Here is a 21,999-nt window from a genome sequence, read left to right on the forward strand (position 1 = left end):
GGGACGACGAGGGGAGTGCCGACAGGTGAGCGATCGGGAGTCCGGCTCCATCGAGGACGACGGTCCGGCCTCGCCGCCCATCCCGTCGTTCGACTCGCTGCGCGCCCCGCAGCGGCGGTCGGCGCTGGACCTGTTCGTGCCGCCGGCCCCGCCGGCGCCTCCCGCCGAGGAGATCCCGCGCCCCGTCGCCGCTGCCCCTGCCGGGCCCCGGCCCGCGGAGTGGGGTGACCTGGTGCTCCTGGGCACCCACCTCACCCGGTGCGTGACCCGCGGTCTGCGGTCGCTGCTCCGCGGCTGACGGACCCCCGGAACGCCAGAAGGGCCACGGCGCTGTGCGCCGTGGCCCTTCCGTGCGTCGTCAGATCAGACGGCGCGGACGTTCTCGGCCTGCGGGCCCTTCTGGCCCTGCGTGACGTCGAACTCGACCTGCTGGCCCTCGTCGAGGGACTTGTAGCCGGTGCCGGTGATGGCGGAGTAGTGGCAGAAGACGTCGGCGCCGCCGCCGTCCTGGGCGATGAAGCCGAAGCCCTTCTCCGCGTTGAACCACTTCACAGTTCCGGTAGCCATGCTGTTCTCATTCCGTGCTGGAGGTGTCCGACCTGGCAGAGCACCGGGTCGGGGTCGCCGCACCGACCGGCAGGACCGAGAGGAACGTCAGGCACAGAGACGACTGCGGACGTCCGAGAACGAAGCAGAGGTACGACAGCGACCGACGCCCACTGTAGGGGATCCATCGCGCCTGGTCGACGCCCCGCCGCAGAACCGGTCCCTCCGAGGGGTCGGGTTCACCAGCGCAGCGGGTGCGTCTGCCTCGACTGCGCCGTCCGGCAGGCGCGGCAGTTGCCCCACGAGGCGATCGCCAGCGGCGTCGTCGGACCGCCGCACTCGGGGCACTCGACCGCATCGGCCGACTGCGCTCGTGCCTCACTGATCTCCTGGGCGCGCTCCTCGTGCCGGGTCGCGTCGCCCCGGCAGGGGCAGCCCAGATGGGCGTCGGCACAGAGTCCGCGGTGTTCCGCCATGGGAGGCCCCCTCGGGTTCGGCCCCGACGCTACCCCGGCACCCGCGGAGGCCCCGCCGTTCGACGCGGATGTTCGCCGGATCGGGTCTGCGCCGGCTCTGGGCGAGACTGCGGGGGTGCGCCGCGTCCTGCTCCGCCGCTCGGCCGGCGGGATCGTCGAGGCGCGGGACCCGTCCGACGGCGACGCGACCGTCCGCCTCGCTGGGGACCAGGTCCCCCGGTACGTCCGAGACCAGGAGGCCGAGGGCGTCCGCTGGGTGTGGGACGACACCACCCGCTGGTACCCGGCGCTGCTCGCGGCCGGGGTCCGCGTCGAGCGCTGCACCGACCTGCGGCTGAGCCACGCCCTGCTGCGCCGCTCGCCCTTCGCCGACCAGGCGCTGCTCACCGGCGACGACACCCCGGGCTGGGACGCCCTCGCGCCGGCCGGGGACGCCGACGCCGCGCTCTTCCCCCTCGACGACCCCGCCGACGCGCTGGACCCGGCCGCGGAGGACGCACGGCAGCGCGCGGCACTGGAGGCCTCGACGCAGCGCGCCCGGCTGTCACTCCTCCTGGCCGCGGAGTCCTCCGGTGCGCTCGTCGCGGCCGAGATGACCGCCGCCGGGCTCCCGTGGCGCACCGACGTCCACGAGCGGCTGCTGGAGGACCTGCTGGGCCCCCGGCCGGGCGGCGGCGCCCGCCCCGCCGTCCTGGAGCGGCTGGCCGGGGAGATCCGCGCCGGGCTGGCCGCACCGCAGCTCAACCCCGACTCGCCGACGGAGCTGCTCCGTGCCCTGCAGCTCGCCGGGCTGCCGGTGGCCGACACCCGGTCCTGGACCCTCGAGCGGCTGGAGCACCCCGCGGTCCCCGCCGTCCTGGAGTACAAGCGGCTGGCCCGGCTGCTGGCGGCCAACGGCTGGACGTGGCTGGAGACCTGGGTCCGCGACGGCCGGTTCCGGCCCACGTTCCTGCCCGGGGGCGTGGTCACCGGGCGGTGGGCGTCGTCCGGCGGCGGCGCGCTGTCGGTGCCCACGCTGGTGCGCCCGGCCGCCGTCGCCGACGACGGCTGGCGGCTCGTGGTCGCCGACGTCGCCCAGCTGGAACCGCGGGTGCTGGCCGGGATGAGCGGGGACACGGCGATGGCCGAGGCGGCCCGGGCCGCGGACCTCTACGCGGGCATGGTGGCCGGCGGGGCGGTGGGCACGCGTGCCGAGGCGAAGCTCGGCATCCTCGGCGCGATGTACGGCGGCACCCGCGGCGAGAGCGGGCGGATGCTGCCCCGGCTGGCGCGGCGCTACCCGCGGGCCATCGGTCTGGTGGAGGAGGCCGCGCGGGCGGGGGAGCGCGGCGAGGTGGTGCACACCCTGCTCGGTCGGGGCTCGCCGATGCCGACCGGCGCGTGGGCGCAGCGCAGGCGGACCTCGGCGAGGCCCCCGAGCAGACCGGGCCGCGGGACCAGCGGGACCGCGAGCGCCGCGCCTGGGGCCGGTTCACCCGCAACTTCGTCGTCCAGGGCACCGGCGCCGAGTGGGCGCTGTGCTGGCTGGCCGACCTGCGCAACCGGCTCTGGCGGCTGGGGGAGGGGCGGCTGGAGCAGCGGCCGCACCTGGTCTTCTTCCTGCACGACGAGGTCGTCGTGCACACACCCGAGGCGCTGGCGCCGGCGGTGGTCGAGGAGGTCCGGCGGTCCGCGGCCGAGGCGGGACGGCTGCTCTTCGGCTCGTTCGGCGTGGACTTCCCGCTCGACGTCGCCGTCGTCCGCTCCTGGGCCGAGGCGGGCTGAACGCACGGGACCCCCGCAGCCGGGGCGGCTGCGGGGGTCCCGGGGGTGTTCAGCGCGGGGTCAGGCCTGCTCGTCCAGCGCTGCGGCGACGCGGCGGTGCGCGTCCCAGATCTCCTGCGGCAGGTCACGGAACAGCGAGAGGTGCTGCTCGCGGTGCGCCATCTCCTGCTGCCAGCGGTGCGTGTCGATCGACAGGATCGTCTCCAGGTCGTCCTCGCGGAGGTCGTCCATGCCCTCGAGCTGGAGCTCCTCCTTGAGCGGCACGATGCCGACCGGGGTCCGGCGTCCGGTGACCTCGCCGTTGCGCAGCTGCATCAGCCACAGCAGCGGACGGAGGTTGTCCCGGTAGCCCGGCCACAGGAAGCGGCCGTCCTCGCCCCGCTGGAACCAGTTCACGTGGGCGAAGATCGGCTGGTCCTTCGCGGCACCGATGACCTTGAGCCAGTGCGCGGCGTAGGCACCCTCGGGGTAGGCCATGAACGGCCGCATCGACATCGGGTCGTAGCGCAGCACGCCCTCGGTGCCCTCGGCGGCGAAGGTCGCCTCCGCGCCCAGGGTGAGGCCGTCGTAGACGCCCTCGGCGAGGTCGGTGATCGCGCGGACGAGCGGCTCCCGGTCACGGGTGCGCCCGCCGAAGATGATCGCGTCGACCGGCACGCCCTTCGGGTTCTCGTAGTCCGGGGCGATGTTCGGGATGTTGGCCAGCGTGGTGGTGAAGCGGCTGTTCGGGTGCGCCCAGGGGGCGTCCTTCTCCTCCTCGGAGCGCTCCGAGATCAGCTCGCCCTTCCAGTCGCGCCACCCGGTGACGTCGGCCGGCGGGTTCTTGCTCTTGCCCTCCCACCAGACGTCCTGGGTCTGCTCGTTGTAGGCGACGTTGGTGAAGATCGTCCCGGTGCCCCGGGCGATGGCCTCGACGGCGGTGGGGTTGGTGACCTCGTTGGTGTCCTTGGCGACGCCGAAGGCCCCGTACTCGGGGTTGATCGCGTAGACGCGGCCGTCCTCGTCGTCGACCCACAGCCAGGCGATGTCGTCGCCGTAGAAGTGCACCTGGTAGCGGTCACCGAGGGCGTCGGGCGCCAGGATCATGGCCAGGTTCGTCTTGCCCGACGCGCTCGGCATGCCACCGCAGACGTGGTAGGTGCGGCCGGTCTGCTTGTCGGTGATGCCGAGGAGCAGGAACTGCTCGGCGAGGAACTTGCCCGAGGCCCAGCCGTCGTACGTCGCCTGGCGCAGACCGTGCGCGATCTTGCCCAGCAGCGCGTTGCCGCCGTAGGACGAGCCGTAGTGCAGGATCGTCCGCTCGTCGGCGACGGTGACGAAGTAGCGCTGGTCCTCGGCGGTGCCCTGGCCCAGGTTGTCCAGGTCGCCGGTGACGTGCACGCCGCGGACGAAGCTGTCCTGGTCCTCGAGGTCGTTGACGTACTCGACGCCGACGCGGGCCATGCGGTTCATGTGCAGGACGACGGTGCGCGTGTCGGTCAGCTCGACGCCGGTCGCGTAGGACTCCAGCGGGGACCCGGGCGGGGCCATCACGTAGGGGACGACGTACATCGTCTTGCCCGCGGACTTGCCCTTCATCCGCTCCTCGAGCATCGGGCGCATCTCCGACGCCGGGCGCCAGTTGTTGTACTCGCCCTTGTCGTCGGGGTTGCTCGTCGCGACGACGGTGCGCTCCTCGGAGCGCGCGGTGTCCTTGGGGTGACTGCGGGAGTAGTAGCGGCCCTCGCCGGCAGGCAGCAGCTCACCGGCCTCGAGCGACTCCTGGATCAGCCGGGCGTCGTCGGAGGCGTTGACCACCTCGACCCGGGCGGCCCCCGTGTGCTCGGCCCACTGGCGGACGAAGTCGCGGACGCGACTGTTCTTCACCCCTGCTGCGTCGAGCACGGCGTCAACGGATGCCACGACTCACCCTCTCCTCTGCGGGACATGCCTCCACCGCGCCACCCGACGTGCGCGCTGGGGCCCGCTTGGGTCGGCAACTTACCGATGTCGCCGGGGCCGGTTGACGGCAGTGGGCCCCCCGTCACCCGTTCCGGCCTTCTCCTGCACGCCTCCGTGCGGGAGAATGTGGCCAATCTCCGCGTGGAAGACGTCCAGAACGTCTGTGCGGGGCCCGGGAGTGTGGTGATCAGCACAGCTGCGTGTCCGCGCCTCCGGCTCGCCTGCACGGACGTCGTCGGCCGGTGCGGTGGACACGCCGGGGAGGTCCCCAGAGACGAACCGTCCGCATTGTCACGACTCGATAACGCGTCTACCGTTGCCGCGTCCGGCCGGTCCTCACCTCTCCATCCGGGGAGCCCGGCGGACGCCGCCGAGTCGCCCGCGAGTGATCCTCGCGAGCGAGCCGGGGACCCACCGCAGTACTGGGGTGAATCCCGTTCCGGACCCCGTCCGGAGCCGGTAGGGCTGCTTCCCGCCCGAACCCGTCAGCTAACTCGGTAGGCGGCCGACGGAAGAAGCAGCCACCCCTCCATGCACCACCGCACCGCCGCCCTGCCCAGTCCTGCCTCCACCGACCCCGCACCGCCGACCGCGCCGCTCGCCGAGGCCCCGCCCGCCCGGTCCCGGTCGGCCCGCCGGTCGACGGCGCCGCGCCGGGGCCCCGGCGTCTACCTGGGGGTGGCCGCCGCCGGCGCCGTCCTCGTGAACGTCTGGGTCGGCGTCGAGCCGGCGGCCCAGGCCGAGGCGGAGGTCGCGGCGTCGGTGAGCGTCGCCCAGGCGCTCGGCATCACCGCGCAGACCAGCCCGGTCCCGGCAGAGCCGGACCTGCAGCCGCTGTCCCAGCTGGCCGCCAGCCGCGGCAGCCGCGAGGCCGCGGAGGCCTCGGCCCAGCAGGCCCAGGCCGACGCCGATCAGGCCACGCTCGACCGGCAGCGCGCCGAGGCCGAGGCCGCCGCTGCCGCCGCTGCGCAGGCCGAGGCGGAGGCCGCTGCCCGGGCCGCCGCGGCCGCCGCCGAGGCGGAGGCGGAGGCAGCCGCGGAGGCGGAGGTGTCCGGCGGCGGCGGCGGGGGCGTCGCCGTGGCCGGCGGCACGGCCGCCAGCGCGGTGGCCCGGATCAGCAACAGCGCCGGGCCGGTCTCGGCGCGGGTGCAGGCCGCGGCGAACGCGGTGGTCAGCAACGTGGCCGGCGCCGGCTCCATCACCCTGGGCGGGACCCGCCCCAGCGCCGCGGATCCCGGCGGGCACCCGTCGGGCAACGCGCTGGACTACATGGTGATGTCGAACCGGTCGCTCGGGAACGCCATCGTCGCCTACCACGTGGCGCACTGGGACGAGCTCGGCGTGGACTACCTCATCTACGAGCAGCGGATCCTGCAGTCCCCCGGCGGCTCGTGGTCGACCATGTCCGACCGGGGCAGCGCGACCGCCAACCACTTCGACCACGTGCACGTGAACTACCGCTAGGAGGTGGGATGACGGACGCCCTCGGCGCAGCGTTCGTCCCCGCCGGCCTGACGGCCGCCACCCTGGCCCTCCTGCTGATCGCCGCGTTCGCCGCGGGCTGGATCGACGCCGTCGTCGGCGGGGGTGGGCTGCTCCAGCTGCCGGCGCTGCTGCTCGTGCCGGGGATCAGCCCGGTGCAGGCACTGGCCACCAACAAGCTGTCCTCGGTCTTCGGCACCACGACCAGCGCGGTGACCTACGGCCGCCGGGTGCGCCCCGACCTGCGCACCGCCCTCCCCATGGCCGGCGTGGCCCTGCTGAGCAGCGCGGCCGGGGCCTCGGTCGCGGCGCTGCTGCCCGCCGAGGTGATCAAGCCGGTCATCGTGGTGGCCCTGGTCGGCATCGGGCTGTTCACGCTGCTGCGCCCGTCCCTCGGCGAGGTGACGGCGCTGCGGCACAGCGGCCGCCGCCACCACGGGACGGCGGTCGGGATCGGCGCCGTCATCGGCTTCTACGACGGCGTCCTCGGGCCCGGCACCGGCTCCTTCCTCGTGTTCGCCATGGTCTCGCTGCTCGGCTACGACTTCCTCAACGCCAGCGCCAAGGCCAAGATCGTGAACGTCGCGACCAACCTCGGGGCGCTGCTGGTCTTCGTGCCGCACGGGTCGGTCTTCTGGGGGCTGGGGCTGCTGATGGGGGCGGCCAACGTGCTCGGCGGCTACCTGGGGTCCCGGACGGCGACCGCCCGCGGCAGCCGGTTCATCCGGATCGCGTTCCTCGTCGTCGTCTGCGCCCTCGTGGTGCGGGTCGGCTGGGACGTCTGGACGGAGAACCTGCGGCCGCTGGTCGGCTGACCCGGCGGGGGACTGACAGGATCGGTGGATGGACGATCGCGCAGATGATGTGGCGCAGGACTCGGCGCAGGACGACGTGGCGCAGGACTCGGCGCAGGACGACGTGGCGCAGGACTCGGCGCAGGACGACGTGGCGCAGGACTCGGCGCAGGACGACGTGGTGCTGGTGGACCGGCGGGACGGCGTGCTGGTCATCACGCTGAACCGGCCGCGGGCGAAGAACGCGCTCGATGCGCGGGTCGCCCGCGCGGTCGCCGCGGCCGCCGACGAGCTGGACGCCTCCGACGACCTGCGGGTCGGCGTGCTCACCGGCGCCGGCGGCACCTTCTCCGCCGGCATGGACCTCAAGGCCTTCCTGCGGGGGGAGCGCCCGACGATCGAGGGCCGCGGCCTGTGCGGCATCACCAGGACCCCGCCGCGCAAGCCGCTGATCGGGGCGGTCGAGGGCTGGGCGCTCGCCGGGGGCTTCGAGCTGGTGCTGGCCTGCGACCTGGTCGTCGCCGCCGAGGACGCCCGGCTCGGCGTCCCGGAGGTCACCCGCTCGCTGGTGGCCATCGGCGGTGCCGCCCTCGGGCTCCCGCGGCGCATCCCGTACGCGCTGGCCATGGAGCTGCTGCTGACCGGTCAGCCGGTGACCGCCGGGCGGGCGGCGGAGATGGGCCTGGTCAACCGGGTCACCCCGTCCGGCGGGGCGCTGGACGCGGCGCTGGAGCTCGCCGCGACGGTCGCCGCCAACGGCCCGCTCGCGGTCGCGGCGACCAAGGCGGTGGCCCGGGGGACCGCCGACTGGCGCTGGGACGAGGGCTGGGACCGGCAGGCGGAGCTCACGGACGCCGTCTTCACCAGCGAGGACGCCCGCGAGGGCTCGACCGCCTTCGCCGAGAAGCGCCCACCGGTGTGGCGTGGCCGGTGACGCGCTGAGCTCCCGGGTGGACCCGCACTAGCATCGGCGGTCGTGGCACAGGGCGTCCCGGCATCCGGGAGCAACCGGACCTGGACCGGCTCCGGCCGCACCGACGCCCTGAACCGGCTCGCCGACCTCGCGGCCGGGCTGCTCGGGGCCGGATCGGCCCAGGTGTCGCTGCTCACCGACGTGCAGACCGTCGCCGGGGGCGCCGGGGTGGCCCGCGACGCCGTCGGCAGCCGGGGACCGCTCGAGGACTCCCTCTGCACGGTGACCGCCGACCTCGGGGGACCGCTCGTCGTCGCCGAGGCATCGAGCGACGACCGCGTCTCGGGCCTGCCGCCGGTGACCTCCGGCGTCGTCGGGTCCTACCTCGGGGTGCCGCTCACGGATCCGGCCGGGCGGCCGCTGGGCGCTCTGTGCGTCTTCGACGTGGCGCCGCGGGACTGGTCGGCCGCCGACGTCCGGGTCCTCGAGCAGCTGGCGCACGCCGTCGTCTCCGAGCTCAAGCTCTCCGCGGTGGCCGCCGACTCCCACGCGCACCGGACCCGGTGGGACCTCGCCGCCGACGCCGCCGGGGTCGGCACGTTCGAGCTGGACCTCGGCACGGGGGTGCTGACCGTCGACGACCGGCTCCTCGAGCTCTCGGGCATGGACCGGGCGTCGTTCACCGGCCGGCCCGAGGACGTGTACGCCCACGTGCACCCCGAGGACGTCCGGGACGTGGTCGCCCGGGTCCGGACCGCCCTCGACACGGCCGGGGACTACGACGCGGAGTACCGGATCGTCCTGGCCGACGGGACGCACCGGTGGGTCAACGCCCGCGGCCGGGTCCTCGACGACGGGGGCGGACCCCGGCTGGTCGGCGTCGCCTCCGACAGCACCGCGCAGCGGGAGCCGATGCAGCGGGCCGCGCAGTTCCTCGAGGGGCTGGCCGTGGCGTTCATCGCGCTGGACCGCGACTGGGTGATGACGCACGTCAACGCCTCCGCCGAGCGGATCGGTGGCCGGGAGCGCTCGGAGGTGCTCGGCCGCACCGTCTGGGAGGCGTTCCCGGCCACCGTCGGCTCGGAGTTCGAGACCCGGTTCCGCCGCGCCGTGGCCACCGGCGAGCCCGTGGCCTTCGACGCGTACTACCCGCACCCGCTCGACGTCTGGGTGGAGGTGCGGGCGGTCCCGCGGGCCGACGGGCTGTCGCTGTACTTCCTCGACGTCACGGAGCGGATCCGCCAGCAGCAGCGGCTGGAGCTGCTCGCCTCGGTCACCGCGCGGTTGACCGGCACCCTGGACGCGGAGGAGGCGGTGGCCCGGCTGGCCCAGCTGGTCGTCCCCGCACTGGCCGACTGGTGCCTGGTGACGCTGGTGGGGGAGGACTGGCAGTCCGGTCCCCGGCGCGGGCTGCGCGACGTCGGCTGGCACCACGCCGACCCCGAGCTGCAGCCGGTCGTCGCCGAGTACGCCCGCGAGCGCATCCCCGCCCTGACCGAGGCGTCGTTCGTCGCCCGGGCGCTGGGCACCGGCCGTCCGGTGGTGCTCGGGGCCGACGCCACGGACCGGATCCTGGAGGTGCTGGCCCCCGGCCTGTCCCACGAGCTGCTGCGCCGGCTGGCACCGGAGTCCTTCGCCGTCCTGCCGCTGCGCGGGCGCGACCGGACGGTCGGCCTGCTCAGCCTCTTCACCGGATCCGAGCGGGGCAGCCTGACCGCCGAGCAGCTCGCCACGGCCGAGGACATCGCGGGCCGCGCCGGGCTCGCGTTGGACAACGCGCGGCTCTACCGCCAGCAGCGCCAGCTGGCCGAGGGGCTGCAGCGGTCCCTGCTCACCGCTCCCGAGCACAACGCCCACCTGGAGATCGAGGTGCGCTACACGCCGGCGACCGCGGCGGCCCAGGTCGGCGGCGACTGGTACGACGCGTTCCCGCAGCCGGGCGGGAGCACGATCGTGACGATCGGCGACGTCCTCGGGCACAACACGGAGGCCGCGGCCGCGATGGGTCAGCTGCGGGCCATGCTGCGGGCGATCGCCGTCACGACCGGCGGCGGTCCGGCCGAGGTGCTGCAGCGCGTCGACGAGGCGATGGCCTCCCTGCGCATGGGGCCGACCACGGCGACCGCGGTCGTCGTCCAGCTCGAGCCGGACGAGGAGGAGCCGGGCGCCATCCGGGTCCGGTGGTCCAACGCCGGTCACCCGCCGCCGATGCTGGTCGGCGCCGACGGCGGCGTGTCCGCGCTGACCGGCCGGCGCAGCGACCTGCTCCTGGGGGTCGACGACACGGCCCCGCGGCGGCAGTACGAGACCACCTTGGCCCCCGGCGGTCTCCTCGTCCTCTACACCGACGGGCTGGTCGAGCGCCGCGACCGCGACCTGGACCACGGCCTGGACCGGCTGCGGGCCGCGCTCGCCGACCGGGCCGACCTCGATCTCGAGGACCTGTGCGACGACCTGCTCGACCGGCTGCTCGACGGCTCCTCCGACGACGACGTCGCCCTCGTCGCCGTCCGGCCCCGGCGGACGACACCACCCGAGGGGACCCCGTGAAGCTGCTGCTGCCCGACTCGCTGCCCCTGGCCCCGGAGCTGCCCGAGGGCGTGACCGCGGTGACCTACGCGGCCGCGGCGCCGGTACCCGACGAGCACCTCGACGCCGAGGCGCTGGTCGTGTGGGGGAGTCCGGTGGCCTCCCTCGCCGCCGTGGCCGACCGGATGCCGCGGCTGCGGTGGGTGCAGTCGCTGGCGGCAGGCCCGGACGCCGTGCTCGCGGCCGGCTTCCCTCCGGGCGTGGTGATCACCTCCGGCGCGGGGCTGCACAGCCCGACGGTGACCGAGCACGCCCTCGCGCTCGTCCTGTCCCTGGTGCGCCGGCTGCCGGCCGCGGCGCGGGCGCAGGCCGAGCACCGGTGGGACCGGGAGTTGGGCGGCCTGCAGCCGCTGCACCCCGAGGGCGCGGTGACCACGCTGCTCGGGGCGCGGGTCCTGATCTGGGGGTTCGGGGCGATCGCCTCGACGCTGGCGCCGGTGCTGCGCTCGCTGGGCGCCTCGGTGCGCGGGGTGGCCCGCAGCGCCGGGCAGCGGGCGGGCTGCGTCGTCGTCGCCGAGGACCGGCTGGACGACGAGCTGCGGCGCACCGACGTGCTGGTGATGGTGCTGCCGTCGACCCCGGCGACGCGGTCGGCACTGGACGCCGACCGGCTGGCGGCCCTGCCCGCGCACGCCCACGTGGTCAACGTCGGCCGGGGCTCGACCGTCGACGAGGCGGCGCTCGTCGCGGCCCTGGCGGCGGGCCGGCTCGCCGGTGCCGCGCTGGACGTCACCGCGACCGAGCCGCTGCCGGCGGACTCGCCGCTGTGGGACGCGCCGAACCTGCTCCTCACGCCGCACGCGGCCGGTGGCCGGCCGGTGGGTGCCGACGAGCTGGTGGCCGCCAACGTCGCGGCGCTGCTCGCCGGACGCGAGCTCCGCAACGTCGTCGACCGCTGACGCGGTCGGGACGGCTCAGGCGGTGAGCTCGCGGCGCTGCAGGCGCAGGCGTCGGCGCTCGCGCTCGGACAGGCCGCCCCAGATGCCGAACCGCTCGTCGTTGGCGAGGGCGAACTCCAGGCACTCGGCGCGGACGGTGCAGCCGGTGCACACGCGCTTGGCCTCGCGGGTCGAACCGCCCTTCTCCGGGAAGAACGCCTCGGGGTCGGTCTCGGCGCACAGGGCGTCCATCCGCCACGGCTCCTCGCCGGCGTCGGCGTCGGCCCACGCGGAGGCGGGCATCTCGTCGACCGCGAGCGGCGTGTAGGCCTCGAAGGCGTACTCGTCGTAGGCCGGGGCGAAGGTCCACGCGGTGGGGGCCTGCTGGTCGGCGCCGTAGCCGGCGTCGTACCCGTCACCGTCGGTGATCAGGCTGAGGTGGGAACGGGAGAAGGAAGGCACGGGAAGCTCCTCGGGACGGTGCGTGGCGCGGTCTCCGTGTGTGACGGAGGGGTACGCCCTGGCTGCTGTCCGTGACGTTACGGAAACGAGATCGGGCGTCGCATCCCCGAGATCCCACGAAACGGCTCCGTCCGGTTGTCGGAACCTGGGCACCCGTCGGCGTGTCGGTCAGGAGGCGTGCAGCGAGGCGCGGCGGCCCCGGACGCGCTCGGCGACCCGGCGCAGGGCCGCCGCCGGACCGCCGGGGGGAGGGGACGCCACCGACGGGGCCGGAAGCTCGGCGCGGAGCGCGGCCCGCCGCTGCTCGAGCCCGGCGATCTCCGCCAGGAGGCCGGCGCGGCGCCCGGCCGCCTCCCGGTCCAGCCGGTCGCGCACCGCGGCGGCCGCGTCGTCGGCCCGCCGGCGCTGGTCCCGTGCGGTCCCGAGCAGCCCGACCACCTCCTGGCGCGCCTGGCGCAGCGCGGCGGCCGCGTCCTCGCCGGCGCGCCGGCGGACGGCGTCGGCGTCGGCGGCCGCGCGCTCGGCCAGCAGCCGCAGCTCCGCGCGGCAGGCCGCCGCCTCGGCGCGCGCCGCCGACCGGACCGCGTCGGCGTCGGCGAGGGCGCGGGCGGCGTCGGCCGTCACGCCGGTGGCGGCGGCGGTGGCCCGGTCCACCAGTCGGCGGCCGGTCGCCTCGGCGTCGGCCAGCACGTGCTCGGCCCGCGCGAGGGCGCGCCGGGCCGCGGCGGCGGTGGCGGCACGGTCGGCGCGGGCCTCGGCGCGGATGCCCTCGGCCTGGTCCGCCGCGGCGGCGAGCATCGTGCCGATCCGGTGCGAGAGCTGCAGGAGCTCGTCGCCGCCCGCGGAGTGCGAGAGCCGCTGCCGGGCTTCGTCGAGCTCGGCCTGCGTGCGCAGGTGCAGGGTCATGAGGTGCTCGCGCTCGCGGTCGGCCGTGGCGAGCTCGTCCTCGGCCCAGCGGACGTAGGTGTCGACCTGGAAGCGGTCGTAGCCGCCGACGGCGCGGCTGAACATCGGCGCGGCGTCGAGGACGTCGGCCAGGTCGCCGGCGACGTTCGGGCGTGGGCGCCCGTCGGCGGTCGCCTCGAGCTCGAGGGTCATCTCCGCCTCCTTCCGCGGTCGTCCGGAGACGGCGACGCTACGGCGGGCCGGGCGGAGGGGGCGGTTGTCCGGGGAGGGACCACCCGGCGGGCGGGGCGGGCGCACCCGTTCGGGGGCGGGCGGCCGCCGGCGGTCGCGCTGCGTGATGCGGTTCGCCGTGGAACGGCCGCTGTCGGGGGATGGGCGGCGGCTCCGGGGGCGGGCACGATCGGGTCCATGGCCGATGTCCCGCCCCCGCCGCCCGGCGAGATGACCGTCTCGCCGCTGTTCGGCTGGGAGGCCGTCGCCGGGGTCGTGCTGCTCGTGCTGGCCCTCGCGCTGGTGGTCGCCCTGGTGGCGGCGCTGCGGGGCGGGCGGGCCGACCGGCCCGAGCTCGAGGCGCTGCTGCAGGCGCGCTCGGAGCGTCGCCACGGCCCGACCACCTGACCGCCGGCCCCGGGGCGTGCCCGGGGCCGGCGGCGGGGTCAGGCCTGGTGGGCGGGGCGCCCGCCGGTGCGGCGGGCCGCCCGGACGGCGAGGACCGCGGCCAGCGCGAGGAGGAGCAGGCCGAGGACCAGGGCGACGATCGGCAGGACCGTGCCGACCAGGTTCAGCAGGCCGGACTGGTCGCCCACCTCGCTGCCGCGCTCGTCGATCGAGTCGTCGGTGGAGTAGATGTCGATCGTCGCGAACTCGACGACGACGGGGTAGCCGCCGAAGTCCAGGGTCCCGGTGATCACCTGGGTGCTGCCGCCGGCGATGGTGGCGCCGAGTTCCCGGTCGGCGTCGACGTAGGTCGTCGTCCGCGACGTCCAGTCGATCGGCACCTCGTCGGGCAGGGTCGCGAGCACCGCGTCCAGGTTCGCCGTCAGCTCCGGGTCCACCGACTCGGCGAGGCCGGGCGCGAGCCCGGCGAGCGCCTTGGGCAGCGCGGCGGGCAGGCCCAGGGCCGCCGGGTCGGCGAGCTCGCCGTCGGCCACGGACTCGTAGCGGTACACGTCGCGGCCGCCGAAGGTCTCCTCGCCCTCGAAGGTCACGGGGGCGGACTGCAGCGTGTACTGGTCCCAGTACTCGTACGTGCCCTCCTCGGTGGAGGGGTCGACGGGGAGGGTGAACACCAGCCCCTCGGCCGAGGTGACGTCCTCGGCGCCGTCGGGAGCCGGCTGCGCCTCGGCGGTCTCGCGGTCGACGTTGAAGCGCACCTCGGTCACCGAGGCCTCGCCGTCGCCGACCGTGCGGGTGTCGGTGCGGGACACGATCTCGGTGTCGCCGTCGGACGACTCGGCCTGGACGCGCCGGGTCGCCTCGATGGGCACGTCCTGCGCGAGCAGTGCGACGTCGCCGCCGGAGAGTGCGGCCGGGTTGATGCCGTTGTAGGTGCCCTCGAACCGGAGCGTGACGTCGAGGTCCTCCGGCAGCTTGGTGACGGTCGGGACGACGACGAACCGGACCACCGCGGCGGCGACGATCAACAGCACGCCGACGACGGCCAGGACGAGGGAGGAGCGGGTCAGTCTCACGAGCGGGACTCCGGGGTCGGACGAGTGGAACGGCCCCGAGTCTGCGCGCCGGTCCTGTGGCGGCCGCCACCGGGTGCACTGGGTGCAAACTTCTGTGGTGTGCCCCACAGGGGGCCTGTGACAGGCGCTACAGGGGCGGGTCAGCCGCGGCGGGAGCGGCCGCGCGGACCGCCCTGCCGGCCTCCCAGGGCCCGTCCCGCGGCACGGCCGGCGACCCGGCGGCCGCTGCCGGCGGGACGGCGGTCCCGCGCTCCGCCGCCGCGCCCGGCGGGGGCGCTGCACGGGCGGCAGGTGGTGAACCAGGGGGCGATCGCGGTGCCGCAGGCGGCGCACTTCCCGGACCGGCCCAGCGCGATGGCGTCGGGGAGCAGCTCGCTGATCATCTCGGCGCACTCCTCCTCGACCCAGGCGGCGTCGTCGCTGTCCAGGCCGGCGACGCCGGGGAACTGCCGGAGCAGGGTCTGCGCGTCACGGGCGGCCGCGGCGGCCTGCTCGTAGTCCTCGACGGAGCCGCCGCGCGGCACGTCGGGGAGGATCGTCTCCGGGTCCACCCGCTGCCCGGCGGCGTGCTGCAGCGCCGCCTTGGCCAGCACCAGCCAGCGGGTGCGCCGGGGCGGGTTGTAGTCGATGGCCAGGTTGACCAGCCGCCACACGGTCTGCAGGTCGCCGACCGCGCCGAGCGGCCCGCGCAGCAGGGGCAGCAGGGCGTGCACCCGCAGCACCAGGCTGGTGACGTCGTCGGCGGTCATGGCCTCGTCGCGGGTCGCGGCGCGGGCCCACGCCATCCAGCGGGTCAGCGCCTCGGGCAGGTCGACGGCCTCGGACGCGCCGAGGTCCTCGAGCTCCGGACGCAGCCGCGGTGCCCGCTTGGGGAGGTCGCTCATCGCGTCGCCGCGGGCGACGGCGGCACCGGTCTCCAGCAGGCCCACGCTCGGCCGCAGCCCCTGGACGCCGGTCAGCACCCCGACCGAGCCGTGCCCGGTCAGGCCGTAGCGGCCGGCGCGGCCGGCGATCTGGGCGGTCTCCCAGCTGCGCAGCGGGCGCACCTGCTCGCCGTCGAACTTCGTCGTCTCGGCGAACAGCACCGTCGTGGCCGGGACGTTGATGCCGTGGCCGATGACGTCGGTGGTCACCAGGACCTCGAACTCGCCGGTGGTGAAGCGCTCGATGACCTCGCGGCGGGTCATCGGGGGCAGCGCGCCGTAGAGGACGCCGACCTTGCCGGGGCGGTGCTGGTCGAGCTCGGCGGCGACGGCGTAGACGTTCTTGCGGGAGAAGGCGACGACCAGGGTCTGCGGCCGCACGGTCGCGGGCTTCACCGGGGCGCGCAGCACGTCGAGCCGGGACAGCCGCTTGTGGTTGACGACGGTGACCTGTTCGGCGTCGTCGACCAGCGGCTTGAGCAGCAGGTAGGCCTCGGCGGCGGAGATCAGGTGCATCTCCTGGTACTCGCCGGTGAGCACCAGGCGGGCCCAGTGGTGGCCCCGCTCGGGGTCGGCGATCCAGTGCGACTCGTCGAGCACCAGCAGCCGACCGCGCATGGGGGCCTTCTCCACGGTGCAGCAGACGATCGGCGCGAACGGCTCGATCTCCTCCTCGCCGGTGGACAGCCCGACGGTGCCGGCCGGCAGGACGGCGGACAGCTTCTCGTAGGCCTCGTGGGCCAGCTGGCGCAGCGGTGCGGCGTAGACGCCGGAGCCGGCGGCGGCCAGGGCCTGCAGCGACTCGTAGGTCTTGCCGGAGTTGGTCGGCCCCAGGTGGAAGACGACGTGCTCCGGCCGCACCTCGCGCACCGGCAGCGTCGGCGCGGCGCCCTCGACCCAGGTCTGCTGGGCCAGCCGCTCCTCGCGGGCCGCGGCGCGGTGCGGGGACAGGGGCCGGTCGGCGGCGGAGCGCTCCCGGCGGCGGGCGGTGGGGGACTGGGGGGAACTCGCAGACAGGGGGACGTCCTCGGGGATCATGGGCGGACCGGCAGGGAGCGCTCGCCGCGCGTGCGCCGGTAACAGTTGCACAGGGCAACGCCGGGACCGCCCGATCCATGCCCGGAGCGCCTCGGGACCCGTGCTCCTCGCCTGGCTGCAGGGGGCTTGACCTCGAGTCGGCTCGAGGCCCGATCCTCGCCGTCGAGGAGAAAACGACTCGCCACCCGGTGAGTCCGGGGCGCAGATTCGGTCCTCACTCCCAGACGTGCTCCGACGAGTCCAGGCGAGGTCCCGATGGCCACAGGCACGACGCTCGCGATCGAGGCGAGCGGCCTCCGCAAGTCCTACGGCGCCACCCGCGCCGTCGACGGGGTGGACCTCGCCGTGCCCGCGGGGGCCATCTACGGCGTGCTCGGGCCGAACGGCGCAGGCAAGACCACGACGATCCGCATGCTGGCGACGCTGATCGCCCCGGACTCGGGGAGCGCCAGCGTCCTGGGCCACGACGTCGTCGCCGAGGCCGACACGGTCCGGGAGCTGGTCAGCCTCACCGGTCAGCTGGCCTCGGTCGACGAGGAGCTCACCGGCCGGGAGAACCTCGTGCTGCTCGGCCGGCTGCTCGGCTACTCGCGGGCCGCGGCCCGCACCCGCGCCGACGAGCTGCTCGAGGCGTTCGACATCGCCGAGGCCGCCGGCCGGCTGGTCAAGCACTACTCGGGCGGCATGCGCCGGCGGCTGGACATCGCCGCCAGCATCGTCGTCACGCCGCGGCTGATGTTCCTCGACGAGCCGACCACCGGGCTCGACCCGCGCTCGCGCAACCAGGTCTGGGAGATCGCCCGGGCGCTGGTCGCGGAGGGGACGACGATCCTGCTCTGCACGCAGTACCTCGAGGAGGCCGACCAGCTCGCCGACGGCATCGCCGTCATCGACCGGGGCCGGGTCATCGCGGAGGGGACCCTCGGGCACCTCAAGGCCTCCGTCGGCACCGGCGCACTCCGGATCCGGCTGCTCGACGGCGCGCGCCGGGCGGAGGCGGCCGAGCTCCTGGAGCGCGCCGTCGGAGCGGTGGTCCTGGACCCGGATCCGGCGGCGCTGTCGGTCCCGGCCGACGCCGAGCGGGCGGCGGTCGGCGTCGCCGAGCTGGCCCGGGCCGGCATCCCGCTGGCGCACTTCACCCTCGACCAGCCGAGCCTCGACGAGGTCTTCCTCGCCCTGACCGGCCGTACCGCCGACGACGAGACCCTCCAGGAGGACGTGGCATGACCGCGACGACCAGCGCCCCGGGCACCGACACCGCCGCCGTCCGGCGGGCCATCTCCTCGACCCCGCGGCCGCAGCGGCCGGGCCCGCTCTCGGCGGCGCTGACCTTCGGCTGGCGGGGCATGCTCAAGGTCAAGCACGTGCCCGAGCAGCTGCTCGACGCCACGGTCACCCCGGTGATGTTCCTGCTGATGTTCACCTACCTCTTCGGCGGTGCCATCGCGGGCTCGACCAGCGCCTACCTGGACTACACGCTCCCCGGCATGCTCGTGATGTCGGTGCTGTTCACGACCGTCTACTCCGGCGTCTCGCTGAACACCGACCTCACCAAGGGCGTCGTCGACCGGTTCCGCTCGCTGCCCATCTGGCGGCCGGCGCCCCTGCTCGGGTCGCTCCTCGGCGACAGCGTCCGCTACGTGGTCGCCGGCACGGTGATCATCGTCGTCGGCGTCGCGCTGGGCTTCCGGCCCGACGGCGGCGCGGTCGGCGCGATCGCCGCGCTGGCGCTGGTCGTCGTCTTCTCGTTCGGCCTGTCGTGGGTCTTCTCGGTCCTCGGCCTGCTGATGCGCTCGCCCAACGCGGTCATGAACGCCGGCTTCATGGCGATCTTCCCGCTCACCTTCCTCTCCAACGTCTTCGTCGACCCCGCGACGCTGCCGGGACCGCTCGAGGCGTTCGTCGACGTGAACCCGATCTCGGTCCTGGCCACGGCGTCGCGGTCGCTGATGGACGGCGAGCCGGACGGCGTGGCGATCGTCGTCTCGCTGGTGGTGGCCGCGGCGCTGGCCGCGGTGTTCCTCCCCATCACCACCCGGCTGTACCGGAGCCGCTGACCCGGTCCGCCGGCCGGCCGGGGCTCAGCGCCGGGCGGAGATGGCGGCCAGCTCGTGGGCCGTCTCGACGGTGGGGGCGCCGGTGAGCGCCTGCTGGACGGCGCGCTCGGCGCGCAGGTGGGCGCGGTCGGCGCGGGCGCGGGCGAACGCGGTACGGAATCTGGACATGGTGGGTCCTCTCGAGGGGTCAGCCGGTCACGAGGGCCGGTCGGGGGGTGCCGATCGAGCCGTCGACGGCGCAGATGCCGTCCTCGCACTCGACGGACGCGGTGGGCAGGAGCCGGGCGACCAGCCGCAGCGCCGGGACGTTGTCCTCCTGGACGTCGGCCGTCAGCCGGCGCACACCGCGGACGGCGGCGAGGGCGACGACCTCGCGCATCAGCTGGCGGCCGAGGCCGAGTCCCTGCCAGTCGTCCTCCACCACGACGGCCAGCTCGGCGGAGCCGCGGTCGGTGGGGGAGCGGTCGTACCGGGCGACGCCGACCACCTCGTCGGCGACGAGGGCGACGACGGCCTCCCGGGTGTCGTGGTCGACGTGCACGAGCCGGCGGACCGCGGCCGGCGGCAACGTCTGCACCGGGGCGTGGAAGCGGCGGTAGCGGGTCTCCGGTGACAGGCGTGGCCAGAGCCGGACCAGGCGCAGGAGGTCGTCGTCCCGGATGGGGCGGGTCGCCACGGGCAGGTGCATCGGAGCCTCCTGAGTTCGTGACCTGAACTCTGCTCCTCTGGAGGAGGTTCGTCAAGCGAACTCAGGGTGTCTATGCTCTCGTCGTGAGCGAACTGCTGCTGGACCGGTCCCGGTGCTCCGTCGCCGGGACGCTGGCCGTCGTCGGGGAGAAGTGGACGCTGCTGGTGCTGCGCGAGGCCTTCCTCGGAGTGCGCCGGTTCGCCGACTTCCAGCGGATCCTCGGCGCCCCCAAGGCGGTGCTGACCGACCGGTTGGCCGGCCTCGTCGACCAGGGCATCCTCCGGCGGGTGCCGTACCAGGCCGAGGGCGAGCGGCAGCGCCACGAGTACCGGCTGACCCGCAAGGGGATCGACCTCTTCCCGACCCTGGTCTCCCTCATGGAGTGGGGTGACCGGTACCTCGCCGACGGCGATGCACCGCTCGAGATCGACCACCGCGACTGCGGCGCCCGGGTGCACCTGACCCTCACGTGCGACGCCGGCCACCCCGTCGACGGGGTGCGCGACGTGACCTCGGTCCGCCGCGGCTGAGCGACCGGCCGGTCAGGCGGGCTCGGGCACCCCGCCCGGGTCGCCACCGGGGTCCTCCGGCGTCGCCTCGATCGGCGGCGGCGGGAGCGGCTCCGGCGCGTCGGGGAGGAGCTCGCCGGGGTCGTCGGGCACCGGCTCGGTCGGATCGATCAACGGCTCCGGCTCAGGTACTGGCTCGACCATGGGTCGAGTCAACCAGCAGCGGGGCCACCATGCGGTCCACGTAGCCGGCCAGCAGGTCCAGATCGGCGCCGGCGATGGCACGGGTGCCGATCTGGTCGCGCAGGGAGGCGACGCCGGCCAGGAGGGCGGCCACCAGCTCGGCACGCAGCTCGGCGTCCGCCCCGCCCAGCCGACCGGCCAGCTGGGTGGTGAAGCCGGCGTGGATGCGGTCGCGGGCGATGGTGCGGACCAGCTCCTGGCCGGCACCGGCGACGAGCGTGGCCATGCTGCTCGCCCGGGTCTCGGCGGGGGCGTCGGGGTCCAGGGCGCGGCGCAGCAGAGTGTGCGGCAGGTCGGGCAGCGGGGTGTCGGCGATGGTGCTGTCCGGCTCGGTCTGCGCCAGCGCCTCGACGAGCAGGGCCTCCTTGGAGCCGAAGTAGCGGTAGACCAGCGCCTGGTTGGCGCCCGCCGCCGCCGCGACGTCCCGGGTGCTGACCGCGGCGACGCCGTTCCGGGCGATGAGGGACCGCGCCGCGGACAGCAGCGCCTCCCGGGTCGCGGCCGCGTCGCGGCGGCGCGGCCCGTCCGCCGGCCCCGCCTGGTCGTCCTCGGTCACCGGACCTCCGCCCGTCGTCGTCCTGCCGGAGCGGTCAGCGTAGTCCGCCGCCGCTCGATGTAGTCATCTGTTGACTTGTCCGCGCGACCGGTTCTACCGTCCAAGTCGTCAGTTGACTACATCGCGGGAGAGGACGGGTCATGGACGTCGAGGACATGATCATGATCAGCATCGACGACCACGTGGTCGAGCCGCCCGACATGTTCGCCAACCACGTGCCGGAGCGCTGGAAGGACCAGGCGCCGAAGTCGATCGTGGACGAGAACGGCTACGAGAAGTGGTGGTTCCAGGGCAACTCGATGGGCACGATCGGGCTCAACGCCGTGGTCGGCTGGCCGAACGAGGAGTGGGGCCTCAACCCCGCGACCTTCGCCGAGATGCGGCCCGGCGCCTACGACGTCCACGCGCGCATCGAGGACATGAACCGCAACGGCATCCTCGCCTCGATGTGCTTCCCGTCGTTCGCCGGGTTCAGCGCGCGCTACTTCCAGGAGGCGAAGGACAAGGACCTCGCTCTGATCATGCTCAAGGCCTACAACGACTGGCACGTCGACGAGTGGTGTGCCGCGTACCCCGGCCGGATGATCCCGTGCGCGATCATGCCGGTCTGGGACCCGGTGGCGCTGGTCGCCGAGGTGGAGCGCGTGGCCGCCAAGGGCGTCAGGGCCGTCACCATGCCCGAGCTGCCGCACATCCAGGGCCTGCCCAGCTACCACGACCTGGAGTACTGGGGCCCGTTCTTCGAGAAGGTCTCCGAGCTGGAGGTCGTCGTCTGCCTGCACATCGGTCAGGGGTTCGGCGCGATCAACGGGGCACCCGGGGCGCCGCTGGACAACTTCATCATCCTGGCCACCCAGGTCTCCACGTTCGCCGCGCAGGACCTGCTGTGGGGGGGCGCGATGACGAAGTACCCGGACCTGAAGATCGCCTGGTCCGAGGCCGGCATCGGCTGGATCCCGTTCTACCTGGACCGCTGCGACCGGCACTACACCAACCAACGCTGGCTGGGCCACGACTTCGGCGGCAAGCTCCCCAGCGAGATCTTCAAGGAGCACTCGCTGGCCTGCTACGTCACGGACCCGACCGCACTCAAGGTCCGGCACGACATCGGGGTGGACATCATCGCCTGGGAGTGCGACTACCCCCACTCCGACGCCATCTGGCCCAACGCCCCGGAGTTCGTGCACGCCGAGATGGCGGGCGCCGGCGTCCCCGACGACGAGATGCACCAGATCCTCTGGCAGAACACCACCCGGTTCTTCGGTCTCGACCCGTTCGAGCACATCGCCCGGGAGGACGCCACGGTCGGCGCCCTGCGCGCGCTGTCGCCCGACGTGGACACGCAGATTCGCTCCAAGCACGAGTGGCGCAAGCTCTACGACCTGCGGCAGCGCGCCCGCTGAGGCACCGCCGAGAGGCGCTCGGACGACACGACCCCTCCTGCCGGGTGGCACGGGGGGTCGTGTCGTCCGTGTCGTGCGCCATGATGGTGCGTACGGCTCTCCCGATCCGGGCATCGTCCGTGGGCCCGCCGCACCGGCAC

Annotated in this window: 23 protein-coding genes, 1 pseudogene and 1 riboswitch; of the genes and pseudogenes, 13 read left to right on the forward strand and 11 right to left on the reverse strand. The window is 74.8% G+C overall.

Annotation, left to right across the window (positions count from 1 at the left end; all coding sequences use genetic code 11):
* Nucleotides 1-25 precede the first annotated feature (25 nt).
* Nucleotides 26-298 (forward strand): hypothetical protein, encoded by a 273-nt coding sequence (locus DQ240_RS16790; RefSeq protein WP_113840762.1) that lies wholly within the window; start codon nucleotides 26-28, stop codon nucleotides 296-298.
* 65 nt (nucleotides 299-363) lie between these two features.
* Here DQ240_RS16790 and DQ240_RS16795 read toward each other — a convergent pair whose 3' ends face one another.
* The gene (locus DQ240_RS16795; RefSeq protein WP_113840763.1) at nucleotides 364-567 is read right to left on the reverse strand and encodes a cold-shock protein; all 204 of its coding nucleotides are present in this window, start codon (nucleotides 565-567) and stop codon (nucleotides 364-366) included.
* A 218-nt stretch (nucleotides 568-785) separates the two neighbouring features.
* The gene (locus tag DQ240_RS16800; protein ID WP_113840764.1) at nucleotides 786-1,022 is read right to left on the reverse strand and encodes a hypothetical protein; all 237 of its coding nucleotides are present in this window, start codon (nucleotides 1,020-1,022) and stop codon (nucleotides 786-788) included.
* Here DQ240_RS16800 and DQ240_RS16805 point away from each other — a divergent pair.
* Nucleotides 1,021-2,382, forward strand: a pseudogene (locus DQ240_RS16805) (bifunctional 3'-5' exonuclease/DNA polymerase); the annotation flags it as partial. The gene DQ240_RS16800 and the pseudogene DQ240_RS16805 sit on opposite strands and share 2 nt — an antisense overlap.
* 20 nt (nucleotides 2,383-2,402) lie before the next feature.
* Nucleotides 2,403-2,786, forward strand: coding sequence for a hypothetical protein (locus tag DQ240_RS24070; RefSeq protein ID WP_233498787.1), 384 nt, complete (start codon nucleotides 2,403-2,405; stop codon nucleotides 2,784-2,786).
* Nucleotides 2,787-2,846: 60 nt separating this feature from the next.
* On the opposite strand, the gene DQ240_RS16810 is transcribed toward DQ240_RS24070, so the two are convergent.
* A complete protein-coding gene (locus tag DQ240_RS16810) occupies nucleotides 2,847-4,688 on the reverse strand; it encodes a phosphoenolpyruvate carboxykinase (GTP) (RefSeq protein ID WP_113840765.1) in 1,842 nt (613 codons plus the stop codon).
* Between the two features lie 397 nt (nucleotides 4,689-5,085).
* A riboswitch (cyclic di-AMP (ydaO/yuaA leader) is annotated at nucleotides 5,086-5,247 on the forward strand.
* Nucleotides 5,248-5,258: 11 nt separating this feature from the next.
* On the opposite strand from DQ240_RS16810, the gene DQ240_RS16815 reads away from it, so the two are divergent.
* The 5 genes from DQ240_RS16815 to DQ240_RS16835 are packed head-to-tail and all read left to right on the forward strand — an operon-like array spanning nucleotide 5,259 to nucleotide 11,404.
* A complete protein-coding gene (locus tag DQ240_RS16815; protein ID WP_113840766.1) occupies nucleotides 5,259-6,191 on the forward strand; it encodes a hypothetical protein in 933 nt (310 codons plus the stop codon).
* Between the two features lie 8 nt (nucleotides 6,192-6,199).
* Nucleotides 6,200-7,024 (forward strand): TSUP family transporter, encoded by an 825-nt coding sequence (locus DQ240_RS16820; protein WP_113840767.1) that lies wholly within the window; start codon nucleotides 6,200-6,202, stop codon nucleotides 7,022-7,024.
* A 28-nt stretch (nucleotides 7,025-7,052) separates the two neighbouring features.
* Entirely contained in the window at nucleotides 7,053-7,937 is an 885-nt protein-coding gene (locus DQ240_RS16825) for a crotonase/enoyl-CoA hydratase family protein (protein WP_113840768.1), read from the forward strand.
* Between the two features lie 42 nt (nucleotides 7,938-7,979).
* On the forward strand, nucleotides 7,980-10,466 hold the full coding sequence (locus tag DQ240_RS16830) for a SpoIIE family protein phosphatase (RefSeq protein WP_113840769.1): 2,487 nt from the start codon (nucleotides 7,980-7,982) through the stop codon (nucleotides 10,464-10,466).
* Nucleotides 10,463-11,404 carry an NAD(P)-dependent oxidoreductase gene (locus tag DQ240_RS16835; RefSeq protein WP_113840770.1) on the forward strand — a complete coding sequence of 314 codons (942 nt, stop codon included), beginning with the start codon at nucleotides 10,463-10,465 and terminating at the stop codon, nucleotides 11,402-11,404. The genes DQ240_RS16830 and DQ240_RS16835 overlap by 4 nt, the downstream gene beginning before the upstream one ends.
* Before the next feature lie 15 nt (nucleotides 11,405-11,419).
* Here the strand turns inward: DQ240_RS16835 and DQ240_RS23690 are convergent, their stop codons facing one another.
* Nucleotides 11,420-11,686 (reverse strand): WhiB family transcriptional regulator, encoded by a 267-nt coding sequence (locus DQ240_RS23690; RefSeq protein WP_233498785.1) that lies wholly within the window; start codon nucleotides 11,684-11,686, stop codon nucleotides 11,420-11,422.
* A gap of 327 nt (nucleotides 11,687-12,013) precedes the next feature.
* A complete protein-coding gene (locus DQ240_RS16845) occupies nucleotides 12,014-12,943 on the reverse strand; it encodes a hypothetical protein (protein ID WP_113840772.1) in 930 nt (309 codons plus the stop codon).
* Between the two features lie 216 nt (nucleotides 12,944-13,159).
* Between DQ240_RS16845 and DQ240_RS24445 the strand changes: the two genes are divergently transcribed.
* On the forward strand, nucleotides 13,160-13,369 hold the full coding sequence (locus DQ240_RS24445; RefSeq protein ID WP_113840773.1) for a hypothetical protein: 210 nt from the start codon (nucleotides 13,160-13,162) through the stop codon (nucleotides 13,367-13,369).
* Nucleotides 13,370-13,407: 38 nt separating this feature from the next.
* On the opposite strand, the gene DQ240_RS16855 is transcribed toward DQ240_RS24445, so the two are convergent.
* Both DQ240_RS16855 and DQ240_RS16860 read right to left on the reverse strand, forming a co-directional pair.
* Nucleotides 13,408-14,442 carry a porin PorA family protein gene (locus tag DQ240_RS16855; RefSeq protein ID WP_158548754.1) on the reverse strand — a complete coding sequence of 345 codons (1,035 nt, stop codon included), beginning with the start codon at nucleotides 14,440-14,442 and terminating at the stop codon, nucleotides 13,408-13,410.
* Nucleotides 14,443-14,582: 140 nt separating this feature from the next.
* Nucleotides 14,583-16,403 (reverse strand): helicase-related protein, encoded by a 1,821-nt coding sequence (locus DQ240_RS16860; protein ID WP_113840775.1) that lies wholly within the window; start codon nucleotides 16,401-16,403, stop codon nucleotides 14,583-14,585.
* A gap of 255 nt (nucleotides 16,404-16,658) precedes the next feature.
* On the opposite strand from DQ240_RS16860, the gene DQ240_RS16865 reads away from it, so the two are divergent.
* Complete coding sequence (locus DQ240_RS16865; RefSeq protein WP_113840776.1) at nucleotides 16,659-17,630, forward strand: ATP-binding cassette domain-containing protein; 972 nt, start codon at nucleotides 16,659-16,661, stop codon at nucleotides 17,628-17,630.
* Entirely contained in the window at nucleotides 17,627-18,460 is an 834-nt protein-coding gene (locus DQ240_RS16870) for an ABC transporter permease (protein ID WP_113840777.1), read from the forward strand. The genes DQ240_RS16865 and DQ240_RS16870 overlap by 4 nt, the downstream gene beginning before the upstream one ends.
* Before the next feature lie 24 nt (nucleotides 18,461-18,484).
* On the opposite strand, the gene DQ240_RS23345 is transcribed toward DQ240_RS16870, so the two are convergent.
* Entirely contained in the window at nucleotides 18,485-18,628 is a 144-nt protein-coding gene (locus DQ240_RS23345; RefSeq protein ID WP_158548756.1) for a hypothetical protein, read from the reverse strand.
* Between the two features lie 19 nt (nucleotides 18,629-18,647).
* A complete protein-coding gene (locus tag DQ240_RS16875) occupies nucleotides 18,648-19,148 on the reverse strand; it encodes a GNAT family N-acetyltransferase (protein ID WP_113840778.1) in 501 nt (166 codons plus the stop codon).
* 83 nt (nucleotides 19,149-19,231) lie between these two features.
* Here DQ240_RS16875 and DQ240_RS16880 point away from each other — a divergent pair, with 83 nt between their 5' ends.
* Nucleotides 19,232-19,678, forward strand: a complete 447-nt coding sequence (locus DQ240_RS16880; protein ID WP_113840779.1) for a helix-turn-helix domain-containing protein — start codon at nucleotides 19,232-19,234, stop codon at nucleotides 19,676-19,678.
* 12 nt (nucleotides 19,679-19,690) lie between these two features.
* On the opposite strand, the gene DQ240_RS23695 is transcribed toward DQ240_RS16880, so the two are convergent.
* Both DQ240_RS23695 and DQ240_RS16885 read right to left on the reverse strand, forming a co-directional pair.
* Nucleotides 19,691-19,831, reverse strand: a complete 141-nt coding sequence (locus DQ240_RS23695) for a hypothetical protein (RefSeq protein WP_199589366.1) — start codon at nucleotides 19,829-19,831, stop codon at nucleotides 19,691-19,693.
* A 10-nt stretch (nucleotides 19,832-19,841) separates the two neighbouring features.
* Complete coding sequence (locus DQ240_RS16885) at nucleotides 19,842-20,456, reverse strand: TetR/AcrR family transcriptional regulator (protein ID WP_113840780.1); 615 nt, start codon at nucleotides 20,454-20,456, stop codon at nucleotides 19,842-19,844.
* A gap of 140 nt (nucleotides 20,457-20,596) precedes the next feature.
* On the opposite strand from DQ240_RS16885, the gene DQ240_RS16890 reads away from it, so the two are divergent.
* Nucleotides 20,597-21,859, forward strand: coding sequence for an amidohydrolase family protein (locus tag DQ240_RS16890; protein WP_113840781.1), 1,263 nt, complete (start codon nucleotides 20,597-20,599; stop codon nucleotides 21,857-21,859).
* Nucleotides 21,860-21,999: the final 140 nt, after the last annotated feature.

It is taken from the genome of Blastococcus sp. TF02A-26 (assembly GCF_003319125.1).
GTDB lineage: Bacteria > Actinomycetota > Actinomycetes > Mycobacteriales > Geodermatophilaceae > Trujillonella.